The organism is Myxococcus sp. AM010, from assembly GCF_013372585.1.
GTDB lineage: Bacteria > Myxococcota > Myxococcia > Myxococcales > Myxococcaceae > Myxococcus > Myxococcus vastator.
The window spans coordinates 103120-115933 of record NZ_JABXEO010000013.1 but is presented as its reverse complement, the minus strand read 5'-3'; the positions used below and the strand labels follow the sequence as shown (position 1 = coordinate 115933).

General features: G+C 70.3%; 13 protein-coding genes. All 13 read left to right on the top strand.

Annotated elements, in window-relative coordinates; translation table 11 throughout:
- Position 1: 1 nt before the first annotated feature.
- On the top strand, positions 2–751 hold the full coding sequence (locus HV826_RS09770; RefSeq protein ID WP_176416731.1) for a hypothetical protein: 750 nt from the start codon (positions 2–4) through the stop codon (positions 749–751).
- A complete protein-coding gene (locus tag HV826_RS09765) occupies positions 748–1737 on the top strand; it encodes a pentapeptide repeat-containing protein (RefSeq protein WP_176416730.1) in 990 nt (329 codons plus the stop codon). The genes HV826_RS09770 and HV826_RS09765 overlap by 4 nt, the downstream gene beginning before the upstream one ends.
- Before the next feature lie 150 nt (positions 1738–1887).
- Positions 1888–2481, top strand: coding sequence for a DUF4255 domain-containing protein (locus HV826_RS09760; protein ID WP_176416729.1), 594 nt, complete (start codon positions 1888–1890; stop codon positions 2479–2481).
- Positions 2478–3209: a hypothetical protein gene (locus HV826_RS09755; protein ID WP_176416728.1), complete on the top strand. Its 732-nt coding sequence runs from the start codon at positions 2478–2480 to the stop codon at positions 3207–3209. Before HV826_RS09760 ends, HV826_RS09755 begins: the two co-directional genes overlap by 4 nt.
- 25 nt (positions 3210–3234) lie before the next feature.
- Positions 3235–5607, top strand: a complete 2373-nt coding sequence (locus HV826_RS38050) for a phage tail sheath family protein (protein WP_368670885.1) — start codon at positions 3235–3237, stop codon at positions 5605–5607.
- 18 nt (positions 5608–5625) lie between these two features.
- Positions 5626–6081 (top strand): phage tail protein, encoded by a 456-nt coding sequence (locus tag HV826_RS09745; protein ID WP_163786693.1) that lies wholly within the window; start codon positions 5626–5628, stop codon positions 6079–6081.
- Positions 6082–6109: 28 nt separating this feature from the next.
- The gene (locus HV826_RS09740) at positions 6110–7681 is read left to right on the top strand and encodes a phage tail sheath protein (RefSeq protein WP_176416726.1); all 1572 of its coding nucleotides are present in this window, start codon (positions 6110–6112) and stop codon (positions 7679–7681) included.
- Positions 7678–8157, top strand: coding sequence for a phage tail protein (locus HV826_RS09735; protein ID WP_163778289.1), 480 nt, complete (start codon positions 7678–7680; stop codon positions 8155–8157). Before HV826_RS09740 ends, HV826_RS09735 begins: the two co-directional genes overlap by 4 nt.
- Before the next feature lie 6 nt (positions 8158–8163).
- Positions 8164–9303: a hypothetical protein gene (locus tag HV826_RS09730; RefSeq protein ID WP_176416725.1), complete on the top strand. Its 1140-nt coding sequence runs from the start codon at positions 8164–8166 to the stop codon at positions 9301–9303.
- A gap of 3 nt (positions 9304–9306) precedes the next feature.
- Complete coding sequence (locus HV826_RS09725) at positions 9307–9480, top strand: hypothetical protein (protein WP_176416724.1); 174 nt, start codon at positions 9307–9309, stop codon at positions 9478–9480.
- A gap of 18 nt (positions 9481–9498) precedes the next feature.
- Positions 9499–10575 (top strand): phage late control D family protein, encoded by a 1077-nt coding sequence (locus HV826_RS09720; protein WP_176416723.1) that lies wholly within the window; start codon positions 9499–9501, stop codon positions 10573–10575.
- Positions 10572–11270: a phage baseplate assembly protein V gene (locus HV826_RS09715; RefSeq protein WP_176416722.1), complete on the top strand. Its 699-nt coding sequence runs from the start codon at positions 10572–10574 to the stop codon at positions 11268–11270. The genes HV826_RS09720 and HV826_RS09715 overlap by 4 nt, the downstream gene beginning before the upstream one ends.
- Complete coding sequence (locus HV826_RS09710; protein ID WP_217918557.1) at positions 11264–12808, top strand: hypothetical protein; 1545 nt, start codon at positions 11264–11266, stop codon at positions 12806–12808. Before HV826_RS09715 ends, HV826_RS09710 begins: the two co-directional genes overlap by 7 nt.
- Positions 12809–12814 lie beyond the last annotated feature (6 nt).

The window sequence follows — 12814 nt, the reverse complement described above, 5'->3', positions numbered from 1 at the left end:
GATGTTCCGCTACCGCTTGTCGACCCCACCCTCATCACCGTTCGCGCGCTTCAAGAAGGACGTCCTCGTCTGGCTCGAGGTCGACTACCGGGACCAGCGTGCGCGCCTTCAGTTCGAAGGCCCCACACCCCTCGTGACGGACGCCAGAAGGACGCTGTCGAAGGCAACGGGCTACCGCGAGCGAGAAATCGACGTCGACGGCACCCTCACGCCTCTCGATCTGCATGCGGCGATGAGCAGCGACGTCATGCAGCCGTTCAACCCGAAGCTGGTCGAGGGCGAATCGGTGCTGATGCACCGAAGCCCTCCGCAGCTGACCGCCGAGGAACTCACGCGCAGCTTCGCAAAACGGTTCGCGCTCTGGCTCGTCTCCGAGCTACCAGGGCCCGTCAAGGTCCGGAGTTACGAGTGGGAGCACCTCCTCGGGGGACTCCAGGGGACGCTGTTCGAGTGGTCCTTCTGGCGTCCCAAGTACCCGTCCGGTCAAGAGGCCGCCAGCGCCCTCTCGGTCCCCCTGGCCGAAGCGCTGGCCCATGAGACGGCGCGCCTCAAGGACGTGTACGAGCGCCGCCCTGTCGACCAGCGACTTGTTCCCCCCTCGCTGACGCCTGAAGCAGCGAGGGAAGTCGCGAACGTCTTCGTCGAAGCGCTCGACACCGCGGCGCCTGGCGATGATGGCGCCGCGGCGCTCATCGTCCGGCTCCACGAGAAGCTCCTCGCGCTCGGACTCATGAGCCGGAGACAGGCATGACCCCCAGCGCGCGAGACATCCTCCACGCCCTCCTCCAAAAAAAGGCTCGCGCGCGGAACCTTCAGCTTCACGGCGCGGACCTCACGGGTGCCCCACTCGACGGCCTGCGTGGAGACGGCTTGGACCTGGGCCAGGCCCGCCTCCACGGCGCCAGCCTGCGCGGCGCCCGGCTCTCCGCCTGTTCGCTGGAGCGCGCGGGGCTCGAAGGCGCCGTGCTGGAAGGCGCGACGCTCCGGCAGTGCCGGCTGGATGGCGCCGACCTGCGACGGGCGCGGCTCTCCGAGGCCCGCCTCGAGGACAGCTCTGCGCGCGGCGCGGACCTGTCCCATGCCGACCTGCGCAAAGCCCGGCTCTCGGAGACATCGTTCTCACGCGCCATCCTCCGCGACGCCGTGCTCGACGGCGCGGAAGGCGTCGGCGTGGAACTACGAGGCGCGGACCTCACGGGCGCGTCACTGCTGGACGTGCGGCTGGACGAGGCGGACTTTCGCGGCGCCGACCTGACAGGTGCCAACGTGTCAGGCGGGAGCCTCCGCCACGCGGACTTCCGAGGCGCCATCGTGGACGGCGTGCAGTGGACCGGGTGCGACCACACCGGCGCCCGCTTCGATGCGGAGGACGCCACCCCGCCACGCGCCCAGCCCAGCGCTCCCGAGAACTTCGACGCTCCAGCGATGGCCACCTGGCTCGGAGACCTGATGGAGCACGCGCTGCGCTCCGCGCCAGGCAGCGTGCATGGCGCGGCCACACGGGGCCCTGAGACACCCGCCGAGTTGTTACAACTCCTCGGCTCGTTGCAGCAGGACCTCGGCGCCCGCGGCGTAGAACTCCCGGACCTGACCGCACGCCTCCAACCGCTGCTCTCCGCCCTGGAACAGGGTGGCGATGAGCCGCCAGAGGAATGGAAGGCCTTGCTCGAGGGGCTTGACGAGAACGCCGAAGACGTCGTCCGCGCGCTGCTCTCCCGGCTTCAGGCACCTCGGTAGACAGCTCCCACCGTCTCAACAGGTCCCAGCCACTTCACCCATCGCATGAGGCGACTTGACTATCCGTCCTAGCCCCGACACCATACACGCACTGCAAGTCGATACGGCGTTCATCAATCGTTATCCACGCGGTGCGGTTGGGGGAGCAACGTGGCTGGCTTTTCCGCCATCTATTCAGTCGGCGACTCGCTGGTCTCCTATCTGAGACATGCCTATGAGCTGTCTCACGAGCCGGAGGGGCTGCCCACGTGCCGCTTCGAGCTCGTCCCCAGCGGGAAGATGGCAGGAAGTGAGAGCAACGCCCCGCCGGTCGAAGTCCCAGGCGTCACCCTCTTTCTCTACCGCGTCGCCGTCAATGAGCACCTGCGCAATGAGCCACGCGCGGAGGCGCCTCCGCCGCTCGCGCTGGACTTGCATTACCTGATCACGGTCTGGGCTGAGAACGTCGACGACGAGCACCGCATCATGGCCTGGGTCATGTTGCAGCTTCACACACACAACGCGCTGAGCGCCTCGGACCTGTCCCCCGTGGGCGTCTGGCGCCCGGACGAGCTGGTGCAAATCATCCCGGCGGAGATCCCTCAAGAAGACCTCTTGCGGATGTGGGACGCCTTGCGACGCCCCTATCGCCCTTCCGTCACGTACGTCGCCCGGGTCGTCTGCATCGACGTGCAGGGCAAGCCCGCTGGACGGCCCGTGGTGGCGCGGCGCTTCGAATTCACGAATGAGGTGCCCAGGCCATGATGCTCGAGCGCACCGAGAGCCGCGCCCTGGCCGCCATCCGCTTCCTCGACGCGGAGACGCAACGCCCCCTCACGGAGCCCATCACCGTCGTGGGGCAGGGCCTGCGCTTCGCGCGCAACGTCCGCGGGCTGCTCGTGGTGACGGACGCGCCGGGCTTCTCCGACTACGCGGCGAGCTTCGAGCTGCCAGACCCGCTCCCCGCCCCGGCCGCCTTCCCGCTGGTGGCGAGCGACCCCACGCGCCGCTATCTGGCCCGGAGCTTCACGCTCGAGTTGCCACGAGACGCGACGGCTCCGCCCACGGGCCAGCCGCTCCCGCCAGACTCCGTCTTTCGGCCGGTGGACGTCACGCTCTACCCGTCTCCGCTGATGCGCCCGTCCGCGCGCAGCGCCGTGGTGCGGCTCCGTGTCGTGGACGTCCACGACAGGCCCTTGCCCGGCGCGCTGGTGTCGCTCGCCCTGGCCGACCCGGAAATCACGCGCTGGGGCCTGTCGAACGAGCGGGGTGACGCGCTCATTCTCGTGCCCGGCATTCCCATCGCGGACTGGAGCAACCCCGAGGCCCCCATCCACTTCACCTTCAGCCTGGCCGCGGCCTGGGCGGCGTCGACACAGCCGCCCGACCCCGACGCGCTCGCCCAGGACTTCCACCCCTTGAGCAGCACCCTCGACGTCGCCGCCGGCGAAGAGGTCACCACCACCATCAAGCTCGATTGGGTCGAGCTCTGAACGCAACGAGAAAGTGGGGGCTCGCGTGCCTGAATATCTCGCACCCGGTGTCTACGTCGAAGAGACGAGTTTCCGAGCCAGGTCCATCGAGGGCGTCAGCACCAGCACCAGTGGCTTCGCGGGCCCTGCACGCAAGGGCCCCGTTGCCGGCACCCCGTCGCTGGTGACGAGCTTCCCCGAGTTCGTCCGGCTCTTCGGTGGCCTCACGGACCTGGATCTCACCGGCACCCCGGAGACGACCAACTACCTGGCGCACTCGGTCCGCGCTTACTTCAACGAGGGCGGCTCCCGCCTCTACGTGGCGCGCGTCTTCTCGGGGATGCCGGCCAACGCCACCGCTGGCGCGGATGTCATTCCCAACGCGGACGCGAACCTGCGCGCACGCTTCACCGCGAGGTTCCCCGGCCGCGCGGGCAACGGGAGCATCCGCGTCCGGGAGGTGCTCGCGCCGGCCACGGTCGGCGCCATGCGGCGCGCCCCCACGGGCAGCCTGGTCCGGCTGAATCAGACCGCCGCCTCGGCCGCGCGCATCGTGGGCACCCTGCCCCCGCCCTTCGACCTTCCCGATGGCACCACCCTCACGCTGACGTTCGACGGGGACACCGACGTCACCCTCACCTTCTCCGGGCGCAACGCGGAAGCAGCCGCGACGGCGGAGCTCGACCCCACGACGACCTTCCTTGAAGCCAACCAGACGCTCACCGTCACGCTCGGCGGACAGGCGCAGACCCTCACGCTGCCCACCGATGCGCCGCTGACACCCGCGGAGGTCGTGGACGCGCTCAACCGGCAGCTTCGTGGTGGTTACGCCCGGCTCAGCGGCGCCGATGACGCCGCGCCCGCCGGCCGGCTCATCCTGGGCACCGATGTCCGCGGCACCGGGGCGCTCATCCAGGTCTCGGCCAACCCGCAGCTCAAGCTCGACGCCCAGACGGTCGACAACGCGGCGGACCCGCAGAGCAACGTGAGCGACCTGGGCGCGGTGTCCCTCGCGGACCTCCAGGCGCTCCTGGGCGCCAACGCCACGGCGTCCGTCGAGGGCGACGTGCTCGTCATCAGCCACCCGCTCCCCGGTGCCAGCCACTCGTTGGAGGTGGCCTCGGTGAGCTCCAGCGCCCTGGGCCTGGACGCGGCCACCGAGGAGCCCGGCACGGACGGCACGGCGGGGGTGACCTGGTGGCTGAAGCAGGCGAACGACACCTGGTCCAACGGCAGTGACACGTTGCCGCTGCCGAACGACACCGCGTCGCAGTTCCAGCAACTGCCCGGGGACAGCCAGTTCGTCACGCTCACCGTCACCACGCAGGATGGGGACGGGCAGGAGCGGCTGTACGACGGGCTGGGCGTGGACCGCGCCCATCCCCGCTACCTGGGCCATGTGCTCACCGCTTCGCCCGCCACGCTCTCCGAGCAGATGGAGCGGATGTACGCGTTCGAGGCGGGCACCGGCGTGTCCGCGTTCGCGCTGCGCGCGGCGCTGGCCGCGGGCCCCTTCATGCTCACCGGCGGCTCCGACGGGAGCGAGCCGGGCGCGGCCTCGTACGAGGACGCGTTCGAGCGACTGGGCGGCGTGGAGGACATCTCCATCATCGCCGCGCCGGGCTCCTCGGCGTATGCCTCCGCGCAGGCGGTGCGGCTGGGGCTCATCAGCGCCGCGGAGCGACGCCGTGCCTATCGCATCGCGGTGCTGGACACGCCGCGCGGATACGGGCCGCAGGACGCGGTGGCGCTTCGCGCGCAGGTGGACTCGACCAAGGCCGCGCTCTACTACCCCTGGGTCGTCGTCGCCAACCCGCTGGCCGGGCCCGAGGCGGCCGATGTGCCTCGTGAAATCGCGCTGCCGCCGTCCGCCTTCCTGTGCGGCATCTACGCCCGCAGCGACATCGAGCGCGGCGTGTTCAAGGCGCCCGCGAATGAAGTGGTCCGTGGCGCGCTGCGCTTCGAGCAGGACATCCACTTCGCGCAGCAGGAGACGCTCAACCCCCAGGGCGTCAACTGCCTGCGCTTCTTCCCGGGACGCGGCTACCGCGTGTGGGGCGCGCGCACCGTCAGCTCCGCCCCGGAGTGGAAGTACGTGAACGTGCGGCGCTACTTCAACTTCCTGGAGCGCTCCGTGGACGACGGCACGCAGTGGGCCGTGTTCGAGCCCAACGGCGAGCGCCTGTGGGCCAATATCCGCGAGACGATTGGCAGCTTCCTGGAGAACCAGTGGCGCACCGGCGCGTTGCTGGGCACCGACCCGAAGCAGGCGTTCTTCGTGCGGTGTGACCGCACCACCATGGACCAGAACGACCTCGATAACGGCCGGCTCGTCTGCCTCATCGGCGTGGCGGTGGTGAAGCCCGCTGAGTTCGTCATCTTCCGCATCGGCCAGAAGACGGCGGATGCCCGGACCTAACGCAAAGGACCCGCCGCCATGCCTACCCGCCCCACGCCCTACGGCGCCTTCAATTTCGAGATCAGCTTCGACGGCACGTCCTTCGGTGGGTTCTCCGACGTGTCCGGCCTGAGCACCGAGGTCACCCTCTCCGAGTACCGCGACGGCAACGACCCGGAGAACCACGTGCGCAAGGTGCCCGGCGCCTTCAAGACGGGCGACGTCACCCTCAAGCGCGGCGTCGTCGACTCGAGGGCCATCTGGACGTGGGTGGAGGACGTCCGCCGCAACGGTCCGCTGGGCCGCAAGGCCGCCGTCACCATCCGCTTGCTCGACGAGGCGCGCAACCCCGTGCAGTCGTGGAAGCTGGTGAACGTCACGCCGCTGAAGTTCACCGGCCCCACGCTGGCCGCCAAGGGTGGCGGGGACGTGGCCATGGAAGAGCTCGTCCTGGCCGCGGAGACGGTGCGGATGGGCTTCCCGGACGTGGACTGAGCGGAGCGACCGGGAGAGCTCCCAGGCCATGCGGCGACTGACCTTCGAAGTCACAGAGCGCGTGGCGCCCACCGCGCCGGAGCGGATGGACGTGGCCCTCTTCGTGGGCTTCGTCCGCCGCCGCCCGGGCGCGCCCGTTCCCGCCGCGCTGTCGCGCTACCTGTTCGAGCAAGGGTGGATGACCGCCCCCACGCTCCGCGTGGACCCCAACGATGCGCAGGACCCGCTCACCGACGTCCCCCTGCCCTTCGAGAGCTTCGCCGCCTTCGAGCGCGTCTTCGACTGGCGAGCCCGCGCCGGCCTCCCCCCCGACGAGTTCACCGCCCTGGGAGCGGCGGTGCAGGCCTTCTTCGTCCAGGGCGGGCGCAAGTGCTACGTGGTGCGCATGGCGGACCCGCTCACGCCAGGGGCGGAGCGCGCCACGCGGCTCGGGCGGCTGAACCTGCTGCTTCCGGGCAGCCGGCTGCCGGCGCCTCCCGGCATGGAGCACCCCGCGTCCGCCGTGGACCGCGCGACGTGGCACGGCGCGGCCCACCTGTTCGGCCTGCAGGATGTGTCCTTCCTCTGCCTTCCCGATACGCCCGAGCTGGTGGCGGATGCGCCCGAGCCACTGCCCATCCCCCGCCTGCCACCCGCCGGTGCCCCGGGGTTCGTGGAATGCGCCACGCATGGCGCGGCCACCGGGTCCGAATGGAATACGCCGGAGCGCTCAGCGCCGCGCTGCGGACTCACGGCCTACCTGGACTGGGCGGCCTTCCTCGCCGTGCTGGCCGAGCTCCTCCGCGACAGGCGACTGCGGGAGACGCACCTGGTCGCGGCGCTGCCGCTGCCCTCGGCAAGCCTGGTCTTCGATGCGCCCGCGGGCAAGCGCGCCGCGACGCAGGACCTGGGCGCGTTCCTCCATGCCAGCGGAGTGCTCACCCCGTTCCAGAGCGCGTTCATCCAGCTCGCCTATCCGTGGCTGCGGACCGCATCCTCGGAGGGGTTTCCGGAGCGGCTGGCGGCCCCTGACGGGACGCTGACGGGGGCGCTGGCACGCAACGCACTGCTTCGCGGCACCTTCCGAAGCGCCCTGGGACTGGGGCTCGCGGAGGTACGGGAGGTCTTCCCAATCCCAACACGCCTGGACCAGGAACCACGCGAGCAGGGTTCGCCGCTCCGCGCGCTGGGCGAGCGCGTCACGCTGCTGGGGCCCACGCCCCGCGGGATGCAGGTGTTGTCCGACGTGACGTCCAGCCAGGGGGTCAGCCACCGTCAGGCGCCGGTGAGCCGGCTCATCTCCTCGGTGCTGCGAGCGGCGAGGCAGCTCGGCGCGGACCTGACGTTCTCACCTTCGAACGAGGACACCTGGTTGGCGCTGCGCTACCGGATGGAGTCCGTGCTCGGCCGGTTCTTCGCGGAGGGCGCGCTGCGAGGAGCGACGCCGCGCGAGGCGTTCTCCGTGCGGTGTGACCGGACGACCATGACGCAGGACGACCTCGACAACGGGCGGCTCATCGCGCTGGTGGAGCTGGCTCCCGCGGCGGCAATCGAGCGGGTGCAGGTCCTCCTCTCCGCGTTGGAGGGTGACGTGTCGCTCCAGCAGGAGGAAGCCGCATGAGCGGAGACCTCTGGCCACTGCACACCTTCCGCTTCGAGCTCACCTTCCAGCCCGAGCCGCTGTCGGGCGGTGGCCCGGAAGAGGCGCCCGTGGACGGGGCGTTCTCCGAGTGCACGGGGCTGGAAGCCACCATGGAGCCGAAGGCCATTCGCGTGGGCGGCCACAACCTGGGCGCCGTGCAGCGCGCCGGGCCGGTGAGCTTTGGCACCGTGGTGCTCAAGCGAGGCCTCTCGTCGGGCGAGCGGCTGGCTCGCTGGTTCATGAGGGTGACGGGCGGCGACTACGGGTACCGGTGCACCGTGCGAATCCGCCTCAAGGCCCCGTCCGAGGACGGGGGAACGCAGACGGTGCTCACCTACAAGCTGGAGCGCGCCATGCCGGTGAAGTTCAAGGCGGCCGACTTCAACGCCCGCGCGACGGACGTCGGTATCGAAGAGCTGCACCTCGTTCACGAAGGACTCTCCCTGGAGGACTAGCGCGCCATGCCAGACACGACTCCCGAGAGCGCGAGCTTCATCAACGAGAGCAACGGCGAAGAGGTGCTGGTGCACTTCAACCCGAGCTCGCTCCAGTACACCGTCACCAACAAGCTCCAGGACGCCCAGGGCCAGGAGAACCAGCAGTTCGTCTCGGAGAGCAGCGCGAAGCTCACGATGGAGCTGGTCTTCGACACCACCGGCACGGGCGCCAACGTCTGCGACCACACGATACGCATTGCGCAGTTCATGGGCGCCAAGAGCCAGATTCCACCGGACGTCACCTTCCGGTGGGGCGCCTTCGAATTCACCGGCCTGGTGGACACCTATCGGGAGACCATCGACTTCTTCGCATCGGATGGCGTCCCCCTGCGCTCGACCGTCTCGGTGGGCATGACGCGGCAGCAACGCGTCTTCTCCAGGGGAGCCGAAGGCGAGCGTTCGCGGCAGATGGCCGCTGCGCGCAACCAGCCCATCTCGCGCGCCGTCGCGGAGCAGAACAGTGAAGACAATCCGCGCTTCCCCAGCCAGGACGTGATGACCGTCGACCCGTCCGTCCCGCTGGCCCCGCCCACCGCGTTCGCGACAGGCGGAGCCCTGAGCGCGGGCCTGGGGGGTGGAATCGGCGTGGGTGCGGGGCTGGGCGTTGGCGGTGGCTTCTCAGCCGGCGGAGCCTTCTCAGCGGGTGCGGGCGTTTCCGCCGGTGGCGCCTTTTCAGCAGGCGCCTCGTTTGGAGGCAGCGCCTCGTTCAACGCGGGGGCCATGGCGGGAGGCTCAGCCGCATTCGGAGCCAGCACATCCGCATCAAGCCCGATCTTCTCCGCGGGAGCGTCCTTCTCCGCGGGCGCCAACTTCCCCGCGACCACGGGGGCATCCGCCTCGGGCTGGACCGCGAACGCCTGGTCTGGCGCGCAGTCCTCCGCGGGCCTCTCCGCCACTGCAGGCGCGTTCGCGGGACTGCGCGCCGGTCCTCCACGCACCTCCGTCCGACTGGAGACCGTGCGCGCCACCGGGCATGTGGACACCTCCACCTACGAAACCACCGGAGACGGCGTCTTCGAGCTCGGAGGACGCGCCCGGGTCACCAGGCCCCGCTTCGGCGCGACCCTGCCGCCCCGGGGCCGCCTCCGCTTCGAGGGAGATTGAGTCATGTCCATCGTCTTCGACGAGGTCCAGGGGGCCGTCGTCTCGGGCTCCACGCCCGACGCGAGCCAGCGCCCGACCGCGGAGCCAGCGCTCACGCCGCCTCCCGTGGATCCGACATCGATTGCCCGCGCCATCCGGCTCCTCACGCAACGCAAGGCCCGGCTCTTCGCCGACTGAGTCCGCTCCCCGCTCCCCATGACTGACGCCACGGCACAGCCAGAACATCACCGCCCCACGGTGCGCATCTTCGGCAAGGCCGACGCACGCGTCACCGGTCTGGTCAGCAGCATGCGGGTCGAGGAAGCCGAAGGCGGCCTGTGCTCGCTCGAGCTGCGCTTCGAGGCCGTCGCGCGCTACGCCGACACCCAGGCCGAGCAGGTCTTCGAGGACGAGCAACTGCTCAGGCTCGGGGCACCCATCGGCATCTACACCGGCCCCGAGAGCGCCCCACAGGAGATTTTTCGCGGCGTCATCACCGGAATCGAAGCCGTGTTCTCGCAAGACTCCGCGCCCGAGTTCGTCGTGCTCGCCGAGGACGCCTTGCAGAAGGCAAGGCTCGCGCGGCGCACGCTGGTCCACAGCGACCTCACCCTGGCCGAGCTGGCGGAGAAGCTCGCCCGGGACCTGGGGCTGACGCCCGTCATCACAGGCCTTCAAGCGTCCCTGGGCCTCCAGGTCCAATGGAACGAGAGCGACCTGGCCTTCGCGCGGCGGCTGCTGTCCACGCGGGATGTGGACCTGCAGGTGACGGGTGACGCGCTCCACGTCTCGCCACGGAGCGCGGTGCGCCGGGGCACCCTGGAGCTGAACCTCTACGCGGAGCTGCGCCGGGTGCGCGTCACGGCGGACCTGGCGCATCAGGCCACCCAGGTCACTTGCACCGGATGGAACGCCATCCAGGGCGCCGGGGTCTCCGGCCAGAGCGCCGGCTCGCGTCCCGGACCGGGCGAAGGGCGGACCGGCGCGGAGCTGCTCCAGCAGACGCTGGGACCTCGGACAGAGCACCTTGGCTCGCTGCCCGTGTCCACCAGCGACGAGGCCACCGCCATCGCCAGGGCCGCCTTCGATGCGCGCGCCCGGCGCTTCGTCCGCGTCGACGCCACCGCGGTGGGCACCCCCGCGCTCCGCGTGGGGACCCACGTGAGGCTCAGCGGCCTGAGCGCCCGCTTCGACAACACCTACTACGTGGTCCGCGCCAGCCACCGCTACGACGCCCTCCACGGCTACGAGACGGACTTCGAGGCCGAGTGCGCCTTCCTGGGAGCGCCATGACCGACACCGCACACGCACTGGAGCGCCGCCTGCTGGGCGCCATGCTCGGCACCTATCTGGCGAAGGTCGTGTCCGTGGAGGACCCCGAGCACCTGGCGCGCGTTCAAGTCCGCCTGCTCACCGCGCCCGAGGGCCTGGCCGATGCGGACGTGGCCTTGTGGGCGCGGGTCGCCGTGCCGTTCTCCGGCAGTGGCTGGGGCGCGCTCTTCCTCCCGGACAAGGATGACGAGGTGGCCGTGGTCTTCGCCGGCGGCGACCCGCGCCAGCCGCTCGTCGTGGGAGGCCTGTGGAACGGGAGCGCCCGTCCGCCGGAGACGCCCGGAGGAAAGCGCGTGGACCGTTACGTCATCAAGGCCCGGAACGGCAGCCGCATCGCCATCGTCGAAGCGAGCGAGGGCACCGCGCAAATCACCCTGGAAGTCCCCGGAGGCGTGAGCGCCACGCTGAACCAGTCCAGCGGGGGCGAGCTCACGCTGGAAGCAGCAGGCAACACCGTCACGCTCGCCTCGCAGGGCGTCACCGTCCGGGCCGCGACCAAGGTGTCCGTCACCGCCAGCGAGGTGGAGGTCAGCGCCGGTCAGGTCACGGTCAACGCCGCGATGTCGTCCTTCACCGGCGTCGTGAAGTGCGACGTGCTGCAGACCAACTCGGTGATGGGCGTGACGTACACGCCAGGGGCGGGCAACGTATGGTGAGCCACCCCGTCAAGCTGCGCGGACTCATCTTCGACGGCGCCACCGGAGCCCCGCGGGCGGCCCAGCGCGGCGCCCCCGCGTTCATCGAGCGGCAGGACCAGGAGTTCGTTCAAGCCATCTTCGGCGAGCTCAGGTCCGAGGAAGGTCGCAAGGCGCTGGCGGGCACCCTCATCTCCGATGGGACGCTCACCGCCCAGGGGCTCAAGCTGCTCCAGCCCGTTCACGGCGTGTTCAACGTGGCCCTGCTGGAGGCCTGCTGCGACGTGTTCGGTGAGCCTCGGGTCGAGGCGACCCGAATCGAAAGCGCGGGGCTCGTCATCCGACGTGTGGGCGCAGGCAACACGCGCGAGGCCTGGGTGCGGCGGGACGGCAAGGTCGCCGGCTGGGTCGCGCTCGAAGGTGAGGAACAGGAGCGCGACCCCGACCCTGGACGGCGTGAAGGGCCCGCGGGCCCCGGCCCCGCGGACGTCCGGCGCGAGCTGCTGCGCCTCATGCGGGCCACCAGCCGGGACCAGGAGAGCGTGACCTCTCTCTTCATCGCACCGCCCGACGCGTGCGCCGCGGCGAAGCGCACCGTGCTGTACGGCCTGCTCCAGGTGGCGAGCGGCGAAGCACCGGAGCGCACGTCCAACCCAGGGCCCGCCTTCGACGACGCGCAGGTGCGGAGCCTGCTGTCCCCCTACTTCGCCGCGGGAAAGATGGTGGACTGGACAGGGCTCGAAGGCCTGTCGGTCACCTACCAGGACGTGGCCCAGCGCAGACTGCCGCAGGCGACGCACGACAAGCTGTCCCTGTTCATCGACTTCCTGCGCGGACTGGTCGCGGTGTTCGACGCCTTCCAAACGCCCGCGCTCATGACGGCGATGAACCGCGTGCAGCTCGACCATGGCAACGGCCAGAGGCGGCCCGCGGGCACGGTGCTCGCCGGGCTGGCGGAAGTCCTGGTCCAGGGGAAGACGGGCACGGTGGTGTTGCCCCGCTCGTGGACGCAACCCAACACCTCGGATGCCGCCCAGGTCCTCCAGGCAGCGAAGGCCGCCACCGCGCCACGGATGCGGGACCTCATCCCCCCCGAGCGGCGCTTCGAGCGGCGTGGTTCGCGCTACGTGGCCAGGGCCTTCATCCGGGTCCACCGCGAGGACGGCTGCCCACCCGCCATCGTCTGGAGCGAGGAGAGCGCCCCCTTCACCATCGCCGCCTGGCACGAGCGCGGAAAGCTGCCGCCCGTCCTCATCACCCTTCCGTCGCTCAAGGACCTGAGCGCCTTCAAGCCCAACGTCACCTTCCAGGTGCCGCCGGGGCTGAACGAGCTGCTGAACAAGAACTCGCCGAAGGACTTCCTCGAAGGCTCGGCCAGTCCGCCCGCGGGTCCGGGCATCGGGTGGCTGTGTGGGTTCAACATTCCCATCATCACCCTCTGCGCCTTCATCGTTCTCAACCTCTTCCTGTCGCTGCTGAACATCGTCTTCTTCTGGATTGCCCTCATCAAGTTCTGCATCCCCATCCCCGCCTCGCTGCGCGAGCGGTTCGAGGACTGACCGCGC

Coding starts and splice junctions, on each gene's coding strand:
- HV826_RS09770 (WP_176416731.1), top strand. CDS start 2: ATGTTCCGCTACCGCTTGTCGACCCCACCCTCATCACCGTTCGCGCGC.
- HV826_RS09765 (WP_176416730.1), top strand. CDS start 748: ATGACCCCCAGCGCGCGAGACATCCTCCACGCCCTCCTCCAAAAAAAG.
- HV826_RS09755 (WP_176416728.1), top strand. CDS start 2,478: ATGATGCTCGAGCGCACCGAGAGCCGCGCCCTGGCCGCCATCCGCTTC.
- HV826_RS09745 (WP_163786693.1), top strand. CDS start 5,626: ATGCCTACCCGCCCCACGCCCTACGGCGCCTTCAATTTCGAGATCAGC.
- HV826_RS09740 (WP_176416726.1), top strand. CDS start 6,110: ATGCGGCGACTGACCTTCGAAGTCACAGAGCGCGTGGCGCCCACCGCG.
- HV826_RS09735 (WP_163778289.1), top strand. CDS start 7,678: ATGAGCGGAGACCTCTGGCCACTGCACACCTTCCGCTTCGAGCTCACC.
- HV826_RS09730 (WP_176416725.1), top strand. CDS start 8,164: ATGCCAGACACGACTCCCGAGAGCGCGAGCTTCATCAACGAGAGCAAC.
- HV826_RS09725 (WP_176416724.1), top strand. CDS start 9,307: ATGTCCATCGTCTTCGACGAGGTCCAGGGGGCCGTCGTCTCGGGCTCC.
- HV826_RS09720 (WP_176416723.1), top strand. CDS start 9,499: ATGACTGACGCCACGGCACAGCCAGAACATCACCGCCCCACGGTGCGC.
- HV826_RS09715 (WP_176416722.1), top strand. CDS start 10,572: ATGACCGACACCGCACACGCACTGGAGCGCCGCCTGCTGGGCGCCATG.
- HV826_RS09710 (WP_217918557.1), top strand. CDS start 11,264: ATGGTGAGCCACCCCGTCAAGCTGCGCGGACTCATCTTCGACGGCGCC.